Source organism: Vibrio sp. bablab_jr001, assembly GCF_016464285.1.
Lineage (GTDB): Bacteria > Pseudomonadota > Gammaproteobacteria > Enterobacterales > Vibrionaceae > Vibrio > Vibrio fluvialis.
In genome coordinates, this window is the sequence record NZ_JACDWZ010000039.1 from 443,978 (window position 1) to 461,088 (window position 17,111).

A 17,111-nucleotide genomic window follows, 5' to 3' on the forward strand; every position below is an offset into this window, starting at 1 on the left:
CAGCATCCTAAAGCCTCTCTCTTGAGAGGCTTTTTTGTTTTTGCTGCTTTATTACCCATGAATTAACTTGCTGATACTCTATAGCTTTCATAGCATAGTGCCCTCGTTCTTTTCTCGGACACTTCATCATGACATGGATCTTCTTCACCTTTCTTGCCGCCTTCATGCAATCCTGGCGAAACGCCTTTCAAAGCCGTCTCTCCGGCGATGTGAAGACCGCAGGCGTTACCCTAGCACGCTTTCTCTGGTCAGGTCCTTTAGCGGCGCTTTATCTTGCCGTGCTCTATCAAGTTGAACCGATAGCCTTACCCACGTTTAACTCCTTGTTCGTTATCTTCATCGTGGGGGCATCATTGATGCAAATTCTCGCCACGGCATTGATGGTGAAACTGTTTAAATTCAATAATTACGCGGTCGGCGCCGGACTGGCCAAGAGCGAAGCGCTCGTGGCCGCTATTCTGGGGATGCTCTTCTTTGGGACCCACCTGAGCCTCCTTGGTTGGATCGGTGTACTGCTGGGTGGCATAGGCGTATTTATGTTGAGTGCTCAAGGTGGCTTTCGCCAACTGTCTCTGCCCACCATTTTGCTTGGCTTAGGAAGTGGCAGCGCGTTCGCCCTTACGTCGCTTTGGGTTCGTGAAGCTAGCCTCGCCCTTGGTCTGCCTTTTCCTCATAGTGCGGCCTGGGTGTTGCTGCTGGTGATTTCGCTACAAACCGTCCTCTTGGTCGGCTACTTGCTGGTACGAGATATCCACACTCTCAAAGTCCTGTGGTCGAAGCCCAAACTGACGCTTCTTACCAGCGTCAGCAGTTGTGTGGGTTCCATTGGCTGGTTCAGCGCCATGTCATTGCAGGCGGTGCCTTACGTCAAAACCCTCGGGCAGGTCGAAATATTTTTTACTATGTTGATTTCCGTATTCTGGCTCAAACAGCGGGTACGGATTAAAGATGGTTTGGGTCTGATTCTGGTGGCCTTAGCCGCAGTCATGGTGATGTGGACTTAGTCATCCCCCAAAAACGAAAAAGCCCCACCAAACGGTGGGGCTTGTCTTTTTCCCGATTATAAGTTTCGTGCTAGCGAAAACTTATCTCATTACGCTTCAGCTTTGTCTTTCTTCGCTTTAGGCGCAACTTTTGCTGCTTCTTGGTCTGCTTTTTTCTTGATTACAGTTGTACCTTCGAAAGTTTCACCTTCAACGAATGGTTTACCGTAGTAAGAAGCCAACAGTACTTCTTTCAGCTCGCTGATTAGAGGGTAACGTGGGTTCGCACCAGTACATTGGTCATCGAACGCTTCTACCGCTAGCTCATCAACTTTCGCCAGGAAGTCCGCTTCGTTCACACCTGCAGCCTGAATAGACGCTGGAATATCCAGAGCCAGTTTCAGCTCTTCCAACCAACCTAGCAGACGCTCAATTTTCTGAGCAGTGCGGTCGCCTGGTTGAGACAGCCCCAAGTGGTCAGCCACTTCAGCATAACGACGACGAGCTTGTGGACGGTCGTACTGAGAGAATGCAGTTTGTTTAGTTGGGTTGTCATTCGCGTTGTAACGAACTACGTTTGCCATCAGCAGTGAGTTTGCCAGACCGTGAGGTAGGTGGAACTCAGCACCGATTTTGTGCGCCATTGAGTGACATACACCCAGGAATGCGTTGGCAAATGCCACACCAGCAATAGTAGCTGCGTTGTGTACTTTCTCACGAGCGATTGGATCTTTCGCGCCGTTTGCGTAGCTTGAAGGCAGGTATTCTTTCAGCAGTTTCAGTGCTTGCAGAGCCTGACCGTCAGAGTATTCGTTCGCCAGTACAGATACGTAAGCTTCCAGAGCGTGAACCACTGCATCGTAACCACCGAAGGCAGTCAGAGACTTAGGCATGTTCATGACCAGGTTCGCGTCTACGATCGCCATGTTTGGAGTCAGTTCGTAGTCAGCCAGTGGGTATTTCGCACCAGTCTGATCGTCTGTCACTACCGCGAATGGCGTTACTTCTGAACCAGTACCTGAAGTGGTTGTGATACAAACCAGCTCAGCTTTTTGACCCATTTTAGGGAACTTGTAGATACGTTTACGGATGTCCATAAAGCGCATGGCCAGTTCTTCGAAGTGAGTTTCTGGGTGCTCGTACATTACCCACATGATCTTCGCAGCATCCATTGGTGAACCACCGCCCAGAGCCAGAATAACGTCTGGTTGGAAGCTACGCATTTGCTCTGCACCTTTCTTAACGATAGACAGAGTTGGATCCGCTTCTACTTCGTAGAATGTAGTCACTTCCATGCCTTGAGCTTTCAGCAGGCTCACTACTTCATCTGCGTAACCGTTATTGAATAGGAAACGGTCAGTTACCAGGAATGCGCGTTTCTTACCTTCTAGGTCGCCCAGAGCGACTGGAAGGCTACCGCGACGGAAGTAGATTGATTTAGGTAGTTTGTGCCACAACATGTTTTCAGCTCGCTTCGCAACAATTTTCTTGTTGATTAGGTGTTTAGGACCTACGTTCTCAGAGATAGAGTTACCACCCCAAGAACCACAACCTAGCGTCAGAGATGGCGCAACGTTGAAGTTGTACAGGTCACCGATACCACCGTGAGTAGTCGGGATGTTCACCAGAATACGAGCTGTTTTCAGACGGTCGCCGAAGTAACGGATACGGTCTGCGTTCACGTCTTGGTCAGTGTATAGGCCTGAAGTATGACCGATACCGCCGATTTCAACCATTTTCACTGCCTGGTCAACCGCGTTTTCGAAAGAAGAAGCACGGAACATACCCAGTGTTGGAGACAGTTTCTCATGAGCGAACTCATCGTCGTAAGACACTTCACCGATACCTTCACCCACTAGGATCTTAGTATCCGCTGGTACTTTAACGCCGGCCATTTCAGCAATCTTAGTTGCAGGCTGACCTACGATTTTCGCGTTCAGAGCACCATCAATCAGAAGCACTTTACGCACTTTGTCTGCGTCTGCTTTGCTCAGTACGTGCGCTTTGTGAGTCGCGAAACGCTCTTTCACTTCGTCGTACACTTCGTCCATAACGATCACAGCCTGCTCAGAAGCACACACTACGCCGTTGTCGAAAGTTTTAGACATCAGAACTGATGCTACCGCACGCTTGATGTCAGCAGTTTCGTCGATAACTACAGGCACGTTACCCGCACCTACGCCGATCGCTGGTTTACCTGAAGAGTATGCCGCTTTCACCATGCCTGGACCGCCAGTTGCAAGGATCAGTGCAATACCTTCATGTTTCATCAGTGCGTTAGACAGTTCGACAGATGGTTGGTCAATCCAACCGATGATGTCTTTTGGAGCACCAGCAGCAACCGCTGCATCCAGAACCAGTTTCGCCGCATCGTTAGTTGAGTTCTTCGCACGTGGGTGTGGTGAGAAGATGATACCGTTACGAGTTTTCAGAGAAATCAGTGATTTGAAAATCGCAGTTGAAGTTGGGTTAGTGGTTGGGACAATACCACAGATGATACCTACAGGCTCAGCGATGGTCATGGTGCCCATGCTGTCGTCTTCTTCAAGAATGCCGCAAGTTTTTTCATCTTTGTACTTGTTGTAGATGTACTCAGATGCAAAGTGGTTCTTGATTACTTTATCCTCAACGATACCCATGCCTGATTCTGCTACCGCTTGTTGCGCTAGAGGAATACGAGCTTGGTTAGCTGCTAGAGATGCTGCACGGAAGATTTTGTCTACTTGCTCTTGAGAGTAAGTAGCAAATTCAGCTTGTGCTGCTTTTACGCGAGCCACAAGAGCATCAAGTTCAGCCAGGTTAGTTACAGGCATAATGAATCTCCTAAAATAGAAAAACGTTAAAAACTCTTTATTAAATATGCGTCCTTGAGTTTTTTCTCATTTGGTCAACGATTTATCTAACGACAGACTTAGTAAATTGCTTTCATGGCTGAGTATAATATTTCAGTGTGTGAAAAAAATTGACTCAGATCAGTAATGAAAAAGTAATTACCCCTCAAGGGGTATAAGCCTATAGAAAAAACACCTAAGCGACTGATAATAAAAATAAATAAAAACCATCGCCCGGTGATAAAAAACTTCACCCTTGGGCCAACAAAACTAAAAAAACTACAATACTTTGTAAAAAAGTTTCATTTTTAAACAACAACGCTACGTGTAACCGAGGTTTAATGTGCTACTAAGAGTATATCTTGCTCCGTATCCCCCTCCACCACCACCCACTTTTTTTACAAAAAATGTGCTGATGTTAACAAACTGCGCGGAACACATACGCAATAAACACAATAGTGAAACAAAGCCTTTGCAACATTTGACCATAATTAGTTTTTTTTAATCATCAGACCAAAAACGCGATACTTTTTTTCATTCGTCCTTTTGCTATCTTTGACTTACATTACGCTTGCTTCATTTCAATCCCGTGATCGCCAAGAGACCCCTTAATGCATTTTGAGTTTGCTATCTTTCTACAGTTCTTTTTAGGTCTGGTTGCTGCTGTTAACCCGGTCGGTATCATGCCGATTTTCGTTTCTCTCACCGGTCACATGACGCCGGATGAAAAGAAAAAGACCGCGCGCACCGCTAACGTAGCCGTCGCAGTGATTCTGATTACCGCACTTCTGGGTGGTCAGATGCTGCTGGATATGTTCAGTATTTCTCTGGACTCATTTCGCGTAGCAGGTGGTCTGCTGTTACTGAGTATCGCCTTTTCGATGATGAGCGGTAAGCTGGGTGAAGATAAGCAAAACAAGCAGGAAAAATCGGAATACATCAGCCGCGAGCAAATTGGCGTCGTGCCCCTTGCCATGCCTTTAATGGCTGGCCCTGGTGCCATCAGTTCGACTATTGTTTACGGATCACGTTATCCGGCTATGATGGATACCGCAGGCATCATTCTGACTATTTTGGTGTTCAGTGTAGCGTCCTGGCTGCTGTTTCGCTCTGCGCCATACATCGTCCGCCTGCTGGGTCAAACCGGCATCAACGTCATTACTCGTATTATGGGCCTGATCCTTGGCGCACTGGGTATCGAATTCATTACCAATGGTTTGCGCAGCCTGTTCCCAGGGTTAGCGTAAACGCTGGCGAGACGTTATGATATTGCAACGGATGAAAAAGGTTGTAATATCATGCCCAACAACACACTCAGACATCAGCTTTACGTCATCATTTTCGGCACTCATACACGTGCTGGTCGACTGTTCGACATTGCACTGATTGTCGCCATTCTGACTTCTATTTTTACCCTGATTCTGGAGTCGATTCCTGAAGTTTCAGCAGTATGGAAAACTGAAATTCGTTATATCGAATATTTCTTTACCGCTCTGTTTACTATCGAGTATTTGCTGCGCCTTTACTGCTCGCCAAAGCCAACGGCTTACGCGAAAAGCTTTTATGGTGTGATTGATTTGTTGTCGATCCTCCCCACCTATTTCGCCCTGCTGTTCCCATCAGCCACATTCATGGGCGCGATTCGCCTGCTAAGGGTGATGCGGATCTTCCGAATTCTCAAGCTGGTGCGCTACCTGCAAGACTCCAACATTTTGATGCGTTCGTTACTTGGTGCCCGGCGCAAAGTCCTGATTTTCTTTAGCACAGTAGCGGTGTTGGTCACGATCTTTGGCTCGTTGGTGTATGTCATTGAAGGGCCGGAAAACGGTTTTACCAGCATTCCACAAAGTATTTACTGGGCGATTGTGACCATTACGACGGTCGGTTATGGCGACGTGGCGCCGCAAACGCCACTGGGAAAAGCCGTCGCTTCGCTCACCATGTTGCTGGGCTATTCGATTCTGGCGGTGCCTACCGGGATCATCACCGCCGAACTGAATCAGGAAATGAGCTCCCATCGCTCCTTGGTCAAATGTCCGAACTGTTCGTTGTCAGGACACGAATCTGACGCGTTGTATTGCAAACATTGTGGCAGCGAGCTGGCCGACCCGGATAAGCGGGTGGTGCCGGTATTGAGTGGGCACGATGAATATGAGGAGTTTGATAAAAATAAAGCGCCATGAAGGCGCTTTATTTTTTAGGAGAGAGTGCTTACTGTTTTTCAGCCAGAATGATGCGCAGTGTACGACGCAGAGGTTCTGCCGCACCCCATAATAACTGGTCACCCACAGTGAAGGCGTTCAGGAAGTCATCGCCCATAGACATCTTACGCAGACGGCCTACTGGCACAGACAGAGTACCTGTGACTTTCGCTGGGCTCAATTCACGAGCGGTGATGTCGCGCTCATTCGGGATAACTTTTACCCAATCGTTGTGCGTTGCGATCATCTCTTCAATTTCATCCAGCGGTACATTTTGTTTCAGCTTGATGGTCAGCGCCTGAGAGTGGCAACGCATCGCACCGATGCGGACACAGGTACCGTCGATTGGTACTGGAGAGTTTTGCAGGCCCAGAATCTTGTTCGCTTCTACGCCAGCTTTCCACTCTTCTTTGCTCTGACCGTTGTCGCGTTTCACGTCGATCCAAGGGATCAGAGACCCTGCTAGCGGTACGCCAAACTGGTCTGTCGGGAAGCTTGAAGAGCGCATGGTTTCTGCCACTTTCTGGTCGATATCCAGAATAGAGCTTGATGGGTTTGCCAGCTCAGAGCTTACGGCATCATTGATCACGCCCATTTGAGAAATGAGTTCGCGCATGTTTTGTGCACCCGCGCCAGAAGCGGCTTGGTAGGTCATCGCGCTCATCCATTCCACCAGACCACGCTCAAACAGACCACCCAGGCCCATCAGCATCAGGCTAACGGTACAGTTACCGCCAACGAAAGTGTTGGTGCCACCGTGAATACCTTGTTGGATTTGAGTCAGGTTGACTGGATCCAGAGTAATAATGGAGTCTTTGTCCATGCGAAGTGTAGACGCTGCATCAATCCAGTAGCCTTTCCAGCCTGCCTGGCGAAGTGCCGGGTACACTTTCTCAGTGTAGCTGCCGCCCTGACATGTAATAACCGCATCCAACTGCTTCAGGCTATCAATATCAAACGCATCTTGAAGTAAACCTGCTTCTTTGCCGAAGTTTGGCGCAGGGATACCGATTTGTGACGTACTGTAGAAAACGGGCTCAATCAGGTCAAAATCACGCTCTTCAACCATACGTTGCATGAGTACAGAACCAACCATGCCACGCCAACCCACTAAACCTACTCTCATCGCACTAACTCTCCGTGTATTCCAGTTAAAAATTCAATCCACCATCTATAAGTGGTTCAGGATAAAATCTCAAGCCTTTCTTCAGAAAAGTCGTAACTTTTTCTTTCGTAGCCCCTGTATTTACGGTCGTTTAGCTTTCAAGCCGTTAAAACCATTATATTTCTCAATTGTTCAGCGTTTGGTAATCAAATTTTCACTTAATTACCGAGCTTTTGTTACACGTATTTTTCACATTACAAATTATTTTGTTTCAAATAGTTTTCTCAATAACAACATTTAATCTCATCAGTTAACGGCCATAACGACACAAATCACACCAATTGAGTTTAATGTCGATATATTATTCCAACTCATGTACAGTTCCGCCGAATTCGTAAGGATGTTTACCTCTCCTTAGTATAACTACCCGATAAGAGGTTCCAATAATGACTCAAGCCCCCAAACGCTTACCTAGTCTGTTACAAGTGATTGTATCGCTGGGTCTGTTTTTACTCCTGGCTTTTTCGTTTACTGCTAAGCTCGATCTGCCTATTCAACTGGCTTTGTACATTGGCTGGTTCATCATTATTACGCTGGGCATCCGCCTTGGTCACAAGTACCAAGATTTGGAAAAAGCAGCACTCAACGGCATTTCTAACGGTTTAGGTGCTGTTTTAATACTTTTAGCGGTTGGCGCGCTGGTCGGCACCTGGATTTCCGGCGGTATTGTACCAACGATCATTTACTACGGTCTGAAAGCTATCCATCCTTCCATCTTTTTGCTGGCGACCATGGTGATCTGTTCTCTGACGGCGCTGGCAACCGGCACCTCTTGGGGAGCAGCAGGCACAGCAGGTATTGCGATGATGGGTATCGGCCAGGGTCTCGGCGTTCCGGCACCAATCACCGCAGGCGCGGTGCTGTCCGGCTGTTACTTTGGTGACAAAATGTCCCCACTGTCTGACTCCGTGATTCTGGCATCTTCGATGTCTAACGTTGAGGTTGTGGAACACATCAAAGGCATGTTGCCGATCGCACTGATCAGCTACGTAATTACTGGCATCATGTTTACCCTGTTCGGCTTCCACTACGCGGGCAACGTGGACATGTCACAGGTTCAATCTGTGATTAATGCGATGGAAACGCAGTTCTACATTACGCCTTACTCGTTCATTCCGGTGTTGATCGTACTGGGCCTGCTGGCGATGCGTATGCCTTCATTCCCGGTGATCAGTTTTGGTTCTCTGCTTGGCATTATCTGGGCGGTGATGATTCAGGATGTCGACTTCCTGCAAGCATTCAATACTGCATGGGCACCGTTCAGCATCCAGTCAGGTGTCGATTTCATTGACGCAATTCTCAACCGCGGTGGTATGTCTTCCATGCTGGGTTCTGTCGCGGTTATCGTGTTCGGCCTGGGCTTTGGTGGCCTGCTGGACAAAGTGGGTGTGCTGGAAACCATCGCCAAACTGTTTGAGCGTCGCGTCACCAGTCCTGGCTCGCTAGCGACCAGCACCATCGGAACAGCATTCATGGGCAACGTGTTTGGTTCTGCGATGTACGTCTCTCTGATCCTGACACCGAAAATCTGCGCCAAAAACTACGACCGTCTGGGCTACAAGCGTAAAAACCTGTCTCGTAATGCCGAGTTTGGCGGCACGCTGACATCAGGTATGGTGCCTTGGAGTGACAACGGTATCTACATGGCGAGTATTCTTGGTGTGGCAACGCTATCGTATGCACCGTTCATGTGGCTGAGCTTCGTGTGTATCCTTGTGACAATTTTCACCTCTTACATGGGTTGGTTTGTTGACAAGTGCGAGCCCACCGCCGAAGTGGCAGATGAAGCCGAACCGGAAGCGGTGCTGCAAAAGCAGTCTGCTTAAAGCAAAAAAAAAGAGCGCGATATTCGCGCTCTTTTTTTATCCGTGGTTGTCTGATTTCAACTGGCCCGCTTATTGAGAAAATAGCGGGCACTTTCAATGGCCAGTTTGAGCTGAGATGTCAGTTGCTGCAGTTCAGGCTCAGAAGGCATGGTGTCCTGCTTTAGTTTCATTTCTATCGCCATGGCAATTTCACGCAGTCCATCAGCCCCTAAATTTCCAGCCACACCTTTCAGACTGTGTGCTTTGCGCAGCGCAGCTTGCGGATCGGTGGTTAACAATTGCCGTAAACTCTGGTCATCGTTGCGATGATCTTCAACAAACACTTCAAGCAACATATTCACCGAATCATGATCATCATTGAGCGATGACAGCATGCGCCCAATGTCGATGGCCGTCCCTTCTTCCGGCTGGGGAATCGGCTGAGGCTTAGTCATTATCGGCGTGACAATGTTGTGTTCCTTTTCCACCATTGTGACTACAGCGCTCGTTTCTTTGGCCGCCTCTTTTTTGCCCGCAGAATCGGCGGTGCGGCCGCTGCGCATCATCAAGCCAACCAACAGTAACATTGCGATGGCGCTGCCGCCCATGCTCACAATCGTCAGGGTTTTAAACCGATCCTCATACTGAGCATTCACCGACATGATTTCATTGTGCACCCGATGACGCAGCAGCTTATCTACCAGATTGTCACCTTCGGCATAATGGCTGAGCAGCGTCGAGACCTTCGCAAGCGTATGTTGCAGATCATTTTTCGCGTCTTGTGGCAATGTCTCGGACAATTTCAATAAAGCATCAAAGGTACGATAGAGCTCAGGACTGCGCGCGCCCTCTGTGTAGAGCGCCTGCAACACATAAGCGCCAATCTTGAGATAATCCGCCTGAATATCCGGCTGCGATGCGTAACGCTCGCGCAGAGTCTGCAACCGCTCAACCAAATCGTTCACCGACAGTTCCACCGCCAGAAAACTTTGTGTTTGTTCGATAAAACGATCTGTTACGTAGAGAGTTTGCGTTAAATCGGGTTGAAACCAGTCGGAGGTCGAGTCTGCTTCCAATTGCAGCCGTAAGGAGTAGATCAACTGAATGTTGAGCGCCAAATCGTTGGCTCGCGTGGTTCGATAGGGCGCACTGAAATAGATGGTATTGCGCAGACCTTCCACGCTGTTTTCCAGTTCGTTGAGATTACGACTGGTGGTTTCCAGAGCGCGGTATTGCAACAAAACGAACAGCATCACCGCTCCCCATACGGCAATAACGGCGAGATACGACTTGTCCCTGAATAGCCCACTAACGCTGTTTGCACTCATCCCTGCTCTCTGCATTACGATTTATTATTAAATACAAGCATATACTGAAATACAAAACCTGTCGTGACGCCACCAAAAAAGCCGAAAAAAAGAGCGCGATTGCGCTCTCTTTGACTTACTGCTTACGAGTCAGTTGATCACGTAAGTTTGGCGGTGTGCCTTTAATGGTCAGCGTGTCCGTTTCTGGATCGTAGAACACACGCTCACCCATCAACAGGCTGTCAAAGCTGATATTGAGGCCGCCACCAGCCCCCACGTATTTGGTCAGCTTGCGCACGGTGCTGCGATCACCCGGGAAACTTTCTTCCAGCTCGTAACCATGTTCGCGTGTGAAATCGAAGAAGCTGGTGCCATCAGTGCTGGCTGGCAACTCACCCGACAGTTCTTGAATCTGTACCTCTTCGCCCGCTTTAATCTGGTCGCTACAGTAATCGTAAACCTGCTTTTTGTAGCTGATCGCTTCGTCTTTTTCGAGCTTAGAATCGGTACAGAAATCTTCCACCGCCTGCATCAGCAGTTGGTTTTGTTGTTTTGGATCCAAACCGATATCCGCTTGTAGGAAGTCGAGGAAGAAATCCGCCACTTTACGCCCCACACGGCCTTTGATGTAAGACAGGTAACGGTTGGAATCGCGATCCGTCTCGTAGCTCGACAAATCGATACGCGCGGCGATATCCATCTTGTTAATGTCGAGGTAATCAGTCGCGCTGATGTCGAGACCTTCGGTCACTTTCAAGCTTTGGTTCATTGGCAAAATGCCGATAAACAGATAATCAGTAGCCAGCGACTGATATTCCGCCATCACCAGAATACCTTCGTCAGCAAACGGGTATTTCGCCAATTCATCTTTCAGACGCTGTGCGCTCAGTTGCGAAAATTCGTAAAAGTTTCGCTCACCTTTACGTAATTCCTGCAACCAGCTTTGAAAATCACTGTCAGACTTAAACGAACCGAACCCCTTACCCGCTTTCGCGTTGAACACGCGATGCAGTTCGGCCACTAGGTTTTCGGTTGAAGTATCATTATCGAGAGACTGAGCGCGGTAGTTAACCATCAACTCGTCATTATCGTTTTTGCGCAGTTGATGCAAAATGACATTGGAAAGGTGCAAACTCATAGTGAAATATTCATCGTACTGGTTTCAGTTGTAAGGCATAGTAGGTTATCATAAGCCGCTTTTACTATCATCATTAGAGTCTTTATGCCAATTACATCGAAATACAGTGACGAAAAAGTTGAAACTATCCTGACTGAAATCGCTGCCGTTCTTGATAAACATGATGCTTCTCCAGAGCTTACCCTGATGATTGCAGGAAACGTGGCGACCAACGTGTTGAACCAAAACGTTGCCTCAGCACAGCGCAAAGCGATTGCGGAGAAGTTTGCTCAAGCGTTAATGTCTTCGTTACAAGACTAATTTTATATACAACACCGGATAAATAGAAAAATACATGGTAGATAGCGGAAACACATACGGCGAACGTGTGTCTCGTCTGGTTGGGTGGGGGCATTGGTTTGCCTTCTTCAACATTATCGCAGCAATGCTTATTGGCACACGCTACATTGCTCAGTCGCCGTGGCCGGATACGTTTCTGGGCCAATTTTACCTGACAATGTCTTGGGTCGGTCATTTCGGCTTCCTGGTTTTTGCCATCTATCTGTTAATTCTGTTTCCTCTCACGTTCCTGATACCGTCACGAACGTTGTTTCGGTTTATTGCCGTCTGTTTCGCCACATTCGGCTTAACCGTTCTGCTGATTGATACGCAGACCTATCAAACGATTAATCTTCACCTCACCCCGGTGGTGTGGGAATTGTTATTCAGCGACGACAGCAATGTCAGCGCCGATTTGCAACATCTGTTCGTGGTGCTGCCACTGATTTTCTTGTTACAGCTCGGACTGTCGGAATGGGTCTGGCGCAAGCAGCGTAAATTGTCACATAAGCGCATCGGCCGCCCGATGGCTGCCGTGTTCTTCATCAGTTTCATTGGTAGTCATCTGATTTATGTTTGGTCGGATGCGTACCTTTACACGCCGGTAACCAGCCAGAAGTCAAATTTCCCACTCTCCTACCCGATGACCGCGAAGTCCTTCATGGAAAAACATGGCTTGTTGGATCGTGAGGAATACCTCAAGCGTCTGGAAGAGAAGAACCGCAGCAACGTGGATCTGGTCAGCTACCCGCTGGAAAAAATTCAGTTCGGCCGCCGCGCGAACAATCTCAACATTCTGATCGTGAGTGTGGATAATCTGCGTGCAGACGTGCTCACTAAAGACATGATGCCGAACATGACTCAGTTTGCGGAAAACAACCTGAACTTCACTAACCATTACAGCTCAAGCAACGATGCGTTTGGTATGTTCGGCCTGTTTTATGGCTTACCGAGCAGCTATGCCAGCAGCATCACAGTGCAAGGTACCGCACCTGTACTGGTCGATGTGCTCAAATCGCAGTCCTACCAGTTTGGCCTGTTCAGCGGTGATAACTTCAGTGACAGCCTTTACCAGGAAACCATTTTCCGCGGTATGCCGCTGTCTAAAGCACCGTTCGACCCTGACACCACATCTGACGAACAGACCATTCAACGCTGGGCCAACTGGGTCAGCGATAAAAGTGGCTCGCCATGGTTTGGCTTCCTGGAACTCACGACCGTCGATAATTTCAGTAACTACGCAGACAGCAATTCCAAAGCCTCAGCGACCGAAAAGCTACGTAATAACTATCACCATTCAGTGAATGTCGCAGACCAGGAACTCGGGTTGCTGTTTGCCAAACTGCAAGAGATGGAACTGCTGGATAAAACCGTGGTGGTGATTACGTCTAATCACGGGACTGAATTCAACGAAACCAAAACCAACAGCTGGGGCGCGAACAGCAACTACAGCCGTTACCAGTTACAGGTGCCAATGGTGATTCACTGGCCGGGTAAAATTGCGGCGACCTTTACGCATCGCTCCAGCCATCTCGATCTGAGTGTGACGCTGTTGCAGGATCTATTGGGCGTTTCATCGAATCCGAATGATTTCAGCAGCGGCCGTAACCTGTTTAATGAAAACAAAAGAAAATGGATTCTGGCTGGCGATTCTCGTGAGCTGGCATTAATTACCGATAAAGACACCACGGTGATCGATAAGTTTGGTAACTTCAAACTGTTCGACGACAATTACCAACGTTTGAAAGACGCTAACCCAACTCTGCCAATTCTGATGCAAGGCCTGACCGAGTTGCAGCGTTTTTATTCAAAGGATAATTAAATCAGCGCGTTATCCAGCTTTCCAGTTGACGCACGGAATGAAAATGATTAGATTAATCCCATCGGACTGTAGCGCAGCTTGGTAGCGCACCGTCATGGGGTGTCGGGGGTCGGAGGTTCAAATCCTCTCAGTCCGACCATACACCTAGAGCCCGTAATTCAAAGAGTTACGGGCTTTTTTACGCCTATAAAAAACCGCCTGAAAATGAGGCGGTTTGAATATGGTTTGAAAACTGTTTGAATACTAGTGCACAGAGCGACAGAATTATTGCACCAAGTCTTTGATCGCAGCCTGAAGCTTAGCCTGCTTTTCTTCATCAAGATAAGGCATAACTTGAGGTCCTACAGTTACTATCAAATCCTTCAACTGCTCATCACGCTCGGCGCCATCAAACATCAATGCCGTAACCAAACCGGACAACACTGAAAATGACGGACTACCATCTGGATGCTTCAGTTCTTCAATGATGTTATCGGCATGAATCGATGCAACGTCTTCGCTGATACCTTGCTGTTTTGATTTTTCGATTATCAAAGTCTTAATATTCGCTAATGCTTCTTTATCCATGATGTTCCCTTAGTGTTCTAATTCCCAACTCTGCAGGTGGCACTTTAACCCATTGAATATGCCCTGCCTTATAGATTTCTGTGCTTCTAGCATCAGAGTGCGCCGCCCGAATTTGTGGGTCATAACCTGACTCATCGTAAAGATGAATGCTCAAACTCCGAATTTCGTGAAATGTTGGGCGCTGTGTACTTGGTACGTCTTTTTTTACGTTGGCCATATCCCTGTAATTAGAAAACTGGCGGCTTAAATACTTACGGTTGACTTGGGTTATATGGTCGCAGTTCTGGCTAATATCGTTCGAAAGCCGTTGTGGTTGCCTGTGAACAATGTACGGCGAATCGATACCATCTTTCTTGCTATCTTCGATAATATTTAAAAGAGACGTTGTCACTGGAATGATGACGCGACTCGATTCATGCTTCTGCACTTTTTGGCGATGGATCTTAATGTACCCATAGACCTTCCAATCACCTTCAATAACTGGTTCAGGTAAGTACTCAACATCGGAGTATTTCAAAGCACAAATTTCATTAACTGCGTGAGTTGTCTCTAAAGACAAATCCATAGCTATCTTCAACCAGCTAGGCGCGATGGCTCTTATCCGATGATACTCTTCCAGCTTGAGCCTTTTACGTTGCTTATTATCCTTTGGCTTTCGTTTCTTACGCTTTGCAGGGTTATCGATCATGACGGATTCATCGACTGCATACGAAAAAACTTTTTCTAGGAATGAAAGCCAACGGTTATACACATTATTTGATTTATTCGTGGCGACTTCGTTAAGGACAAGGTTTACTTCATCCAAACCAATAGCCGCACCGACATATCCACCTAGAATCAACCTTAGCTTTATCAATTTATTATTGAAGTCATTTAGCGTTCCCTGAGTGGGGCTTTCCTCACTCTCATATCTTGAGCTAATCCTATCAAGAAATTCAGAGAATAAAGTTTGCTTTCGCATGTAAGCCGGTGAAGGTGTTTCTTCAATGTGGGTAATGTCCTTGGCTACTCTGAAAGTGGCGTTATAACGCTTGGCCATAGACACAGCTTTCGACTTGTCATGTCCAAGCGATTTCCAAGTCGCATCGATGCGTCGAAATACATAACCTTTGTTGTTGTAGTAATAGAGACCTTCTGGAAGGTCTCTATATTTTTTACTTCTAGGACGTGGCACGGTCACCTCATAAATGAATAATTAATGCGTCATCAAATCATCCAATAAAGGATCCCCGAATGACTGCTTTTCTCTATCTATATCCACATAATAAGTGCGACCTATTCGCTTACCTGGCAACGTACCTAAATCGATTTCCCTACGACAGATTCGAACGTCTGGAGCACAACCTTCTGAAAAACGTGTTTTTCTCCAAGTGCTGAGTTTCACTAACATAAAAGATCTCCACCCACAGGGACGAACAAAAAAACCTGTGAACCTATGGGATGAAATGAACAGACTTAATTAATTCAGATAGTTAAATGACTTCTGGTTAATTCTTAGCCCTCAAGTTGCCGCAAGAGGGCTTTGAAAACCTATGGGACGATCCATGGAATCCCATAGGTTGTGTTTGAGCCATGAGCATAGTTTTGCGGACCTATGCTGCCTGTGTTTGCTCCTCTAATGTCATTGTATTTAATACATTAGTTACCCAATGATGTTCAGCCATCAAACGCTCACATTCTCGATTGGTAACTAATGACGACAAAACATCACCTTGCTGAAGTTTGGCTTCATTCTCTTTGACAGCGTTTTCTAACTGTTGAAGCAATAACGAATCCAGTTGCTCGAAGTAGTAGCGATTAGCGAGAAATAAATGAACCAATGCTTCATCCTGGGGGCGCTGGACTGACGGTTCGATATCCAAAGCATTCGTTAACAAATTCTTTCCCGTTTCGTTCAACAAGTAGAGTTTCTTATCAGGTTTACCTGACTGAGGAATTTCTTCCAATGACACAACACCCTGTTTATGGAGTTTGGCCAAATCGCGATAAATCTGTTGGTGAGACGCTTTCCAACCCTTATCAAGTAATGACTTCGATAAGTCATAGCCGGTTGATGCTTCCTGGCTAATTTCAGCCATCATTACGAGTTGTAAATTTGATAGATACATATTCATTTCCTTTTGATCAGTTGATTCGGTTGCTAGCTTCAAATGTGGCAACTTCAAGCTTTGATAGTAATCGTCCGGTTTCCTTCAGTTCGCTTGGCAAGTCGTTCACTCGGTTTTGATTCATTCTCAAGTTCACAGACTGAGATACACATTCAAGATTGGATAATTTGCAGTTCAACTTATCTCCATCAATGAAGCGCAAGATCATTCCTTTAGGTACTTCACCGTTCTCTTTTTCCCAAATGACATAGTGCTTAGGGCGATAGCGAGTATCCGCGCCTGTATATGGATTTCGTTCCGCTACGTTGATTAGGATGTAACCATCTTTTGAGCAAATGCGTTCATGGCCAACAGGCTTTTTGTTGTGTGGTACCTGACCTGATTGGAAGCTTCCTGAGTTTGGTTTACATAATCCTTTGGTTCCGGTGTTCCATGGCAACTCACCTTTTTCAAAGCAACCGTTTCGCCCCGTCAACCAACCATGACGCTTGCAGTATGCTGCGATCGCTTTCTGACTTTGTTCAAGTCCGAACGTAGAATTGAATTGTTCAGTGAGTTCTTTTCGTGGAAGTAACGAATTGTCTTTTAAAAACTTCTTCTGGTCTTCCGTATATTGGTGACAAACTCCTTTAGGCATTGCGCTTGTCCTCCATCATAGGTACCTGGTATTTCCCTGCGTACTCAGCTTTAAATTTTGCTCCTTCAAGGACAAGTTGAGCATTATTGACTATCTGTTGAGAGACAGAAGTTATAGCTTTGGTACGTACAACTTCCATCTCCAACGCTTGACCTTTTAAATCCTCATCACTCAAACGTTCAATCTGAGCGAATAAGTGGTTATTCAAATCTGTTAATTGATTTTTCAT

At 46.9% G+C, this 17,111-nt stretch carries 16 protein-coding genes and 1 tRNA gene; 7 read left to right on the plus strand and 10 right to left on the minus strand.

Annotated features, from left to right (window positions below):
* Positions 1–128: 128 nt before the first annotated feature.
* On the plus strand, positions 129–1,004 hold the full coding sequence (locus tag JIG40_RS04815; protein WP_199464871.1) for a DMT family transporter: 876 nt from the start codon (positions 129–131) through the stop codon (positions 1,002–1,004).
* Positions 1,005–1,093: 89 nt separating this feature from the next.
* On the opposite strand, the gene adhE is transcribed toward JIG40_RS04815, so the two are convergent.
* Positions 1,094–3,796: a bifunctional acetaldehyde-CoA/alcohol dehydrogenase gene (adhE, locus tag JIG40_RS04820; protein WP_020329862.1), complete on the minus strand. Its 2,703-nt coding sequence runs from the start codon at positions 3,794–3,796 to the stop codon at positions 1,094–1,096.
* A 629-nt stretch (positions 3,797–4,425) separates the two neighbouring features.
* Between adhE and JIG40_RS04825 the strand changes: the two genes are divergently transcribed.
* Together JIG40_RS04825 and JIG40_RS04830 are read left to right on the plus strand one after the other, a co-directional pair.
* Entirely contained in the window at positions 4,426–5,061 is a 636-nt protein-coding gene (locus JIG40_RS04825) for a YchE family NAAT transporter (RefSeq protein WP_020329859.1), read from the plus strand.
* Positions 5,062–5,112: 51 nt separating this feature from the next.
* The gene (locus JIG40_RS04830; protein ID WP_032081010.1) at positions 5,113–5,997 is read left to right on the plus strand and encodes an ion transporter; all 885 of its coding nucleotides are present in this window, start codon (positions 5,113–5,115) and stop codon (positions 5,995–5,997) included.
* Between the two features lie 28 nt (positions 5,998–6,025).
* Here the strand turns inward: JIG40_RS04830 and asd are convergent, their stop codons facing one another.
* On the minus strand, positions 6,026–7,141 hold the full coding sequence (gene asd, locus JIG40_RS04835) for an aspartate-semialdehyde dehydrogenase (protein WP_020331300.1): 1,116 nt from the start codon (positions 7,139–7,141) through the stop codon (positions 6,026–6,028).
* Between the two features lie 425 nt (positions 7,142–7,566).
* Between asd and nhaC the strand changes: the two genes are divergently transcribed.
* The gene (gene nhaC / locus JIG40_RS04840) at positions 7,567–9,006 is read left to right on the plus strand and encodes a Na+/H+ antiporter NhaC (protein WP_020331299.1); all 1,440 of its coding nucleotides are present in this window, start codon (positions 7,567–7,569) and stop codon (positions 9,004–9,006) included.
* 56 nt (positions 9,007–9,062) lie between these two features.
* On the opposite strand, the gene JIG40_RS04845 is transcribed toward nhaC, so the two are convergent.
* Positions 9,063–10,313 carry an Hpt domain-containing protein gene (locus tag JIG40_RS04845; RefSeq protein WP_242014360.1) on the minus strand — a complete coding sequence of 417 codons (1,251 nt, stop codon included), beginning with the start codon at positions 10,311–10,313 and terminating at the stop codon, positions 9,063–9,065.
* A 115-nt stretch (positions 10,314–10,428) separates the two neighbouring features.
* Positions 10,429–11,430, minus strand: coding sequence for a nucleoid-associated protein YejK (gene yejK, locus JIG40_RS04850; RefSeq protein WP_024374226.1), 1,002 nt, complete (start codon positions 11,428–11,430; stop codon positions 10,429–10,431).
* A gap of 84 nt (positions 11,431–11,514) precedes the next feature.
* Here yejK and JIG40_RS04855 point away from each other — a divergent pair, with 84 nt between their 5' ends.
* From JIG40_RS04855 to JIG40_RS04865, 3 genes are all read left to right on the plus strand, one after another.
* Entirely contained in the window at positions 11,515–11,730 is a 216-nt protein-coding gene (locus JIG40_RS04855; RefSeq protein ID WP_020331296.1) for a YejL family protein, read from the plus strand.
* Between the two features lie 34 nt (positions 11,731–11,764).
* A complete protein-coding gene (locus JIG40_RS04860; protein ID WP_038157969.1) occupies positions 11,765–13,570 on the plus strand; it encodes a DUF3413 domain-containing protein in 1,806 nt (601 codons plus the stop codon).
* Positions 13,571–13,632: 62 nt separating this feature from the next.
* Positions 13,633–13,709 (plus strand) — tRNA-Pro (locus tag JIG40_RS04865).
* Positions 13,710–13,834: 125 nt separating this feature from the next.
* Here JIG40_RS04865 and JIG40_RS04870 read toward each other — a convergent pair.
* The 6 genes from JIG40_RS04870 to JIG40_RS04895 all read right to left on the minus strand — a co-directional run bounded on the left by JIG40_RS04870 (position 13,835) and on the right by JIG40_RS04895 (position 17,111).
* Positions 13,835–14,137 carry a hypothetical protein gene (locus JIG40_RS04870; RefSeq protein WP_199464872.1) on the minus strand — a complete coding sequence of 101 codons (303 nt, stop codon included), beginning with the start codon at positions 14,135–14,137 and terminating at the stop codon, positions 13,835–13,837.
* Positions 14,130–15,311 (minus strand): tyrosine-type recombinase/integrase, encoded by a 1,182-nt coding sequence (locus tag JIG40_RS23015; RefSeq protein WP_199464873.1) that lies wholly within the window; start codon positions 15,309–15,311, stop codon positions 14,130–14,132. The genes JIG40_RS04870 and JIG40_RS23015 overlap by 8 nt, the downstream gene beginning before the upstream one ends.
* 21 nt (positions 15,312–15,332) lie before the next feature.
* The gene (locus tag JIG40_RS04880; protein ID WP_156102025.1) at positions 15,333–15,527 is read right to left on the minus strand and encodes a hypothetical protein; all 195 of its coding nucleotides are present in this window, start codon (positions 15,525–15,527) and stop codon (positions 15,333–15,335) included.
* 202 nt (positions 15,528–15,729) lie between these two features.
* Positions 15,730–16,245, minus strand: coding sequence for a PadR family transcriptional regulator (locus JIG40_RS04885; RefSeq protein ID WP_042483660.1), 516 nt, complete (start codon positions 16,243–16,245; stop codon positions 15,730–15,732).
* Positions 16,246–16,261: 16 nt separating this feature from the next.
* Positions 16,262–16,882, minus strand: a complete 621-nt coding sequence (locus tag JIG40_RS04890) for an HNH endonuclease signature motif containing protein (protein ID WP_199464874.1) — start codon at positions 16,880–16,882, stop codon at positions 16,262–16,264.
* Positions 16,875–17,111 carry a hypothetical protein gene (locus JIG40_RS04895; RefSeq protein ID WP_199464875.1) on the minus strand — a complete coding sequence of 79 codons (237 nt, stop codon included), beginning with the start codon at positions 17,109–17,111 and terminating at the stop codon, positions 16,875–16,877. Before JIG40_RS04895 ends, JIG40_RS04890 begins: the two co-directional genes overlap by 8 nt.

Bases quoted from the DNA above. Each gene is read 5' to 3' on its own strand.
- JIG40_RS04845 (WP_242014360.1), bottom strand. From the start codon at position 10,313: ATGAGTGCAAACAGCGTTAGTGGGCTATTCAGGGACAAGTCGTATCTC.
- JIG40_RS04895 (WP_199464875.1), bottom strand. From the start codon at position 17,111: ATGAAAAATCAATTAACAGATTTGAATAACCACTTATTCGCTCAGATT.
- adhE (WP_020329862.1), bottom strand. From the start codon at position 3,796: ATGCCTGTAACTAACCTGGCTGAACTTGATGCTCTTGTGGCTCGCGTA.
- JIG40_RS04880 (WP_156102025.1), bottom strand. From the start codon at position 15,527: ATGTTAGTGAAACTCAGCACTTGGAGAAAAACACGTTTTTCAGAAGGT.
- JIG40_RS04825 (WP_020329859.1), top strand. From the start codon at position 4,426: ATGCATTTTGAGTTTGCTATCTTTCTACAGTTCTTTTTAGGTCTGGTT.
- asd (WP_020331300.1), bottom strand. From the start codon at position 7,141: ATGAGAGTAGGTTTAGTGGGTTGGCGTGGCATGGTTGGTTCTGTACTC.
- JIG40_RS04830 (WP_032081010.1), top strand. From the start codon at position 5,113: ATGCCCAACAACACACTCAGACATCAGCTTTACGTCATCATTTTCGGC.
- JIG40_RS04815 (WP_199464871.1), top strand. From the start codon at position 129: ATGACATGGATCTTCTTCACCTTTCTTGCCGCCTTCATGCAATCCTGG.
- yejK (WP_024374226.1), bottom strand. From the start codon at position 11,430: ATGAGTTTGCACCTTTCCAATGTCATTTTGCATCAACTGCGCAAAAAC.
- nhaC (WP_020331299.1), top strand. From the start codon at position 7,567: ATGACTCAAGCCCCCAAACGCTTACCTAGTCTGTTACAAGTGATTGTA.
- JIG40_RS04860 (WP_038157969.1), top strand. From the start codon at position 11,765: ATGGTAGATAGCGGAAACACATACGGCGAACGTGTGTCTCGTCTGGTT.
- JIG40_RS04885 (WP_042483660.1), bottom strand. From the start codon at position 16,245: ATGTATCTATCAAATTTACAACTCGTAATGATGGCTGAAATTAGCCAG.
- JIG40_RS04855 (WP_020331296.1), top strand. From the start codon at position 11,515: ATGCCAATTACATCGAAATACAGTGACGAAAAAGTTGAAACTATCCTG.
- JIG40_RS04890 (WP_199464874.1), bottom strand. From the start codon at position 16,882: ATGCCTAAAGGAGTTTGTCACCAATATACGGAAGACCAGAAGAAGTTT.
- JIG40_RS04870 (WP_199464872.1), bottom strand. From the start codon at position 14,137: ATGGATAAAGAAGCATTAGCGAATATTAAGACTTTGATAATCGAAAAA.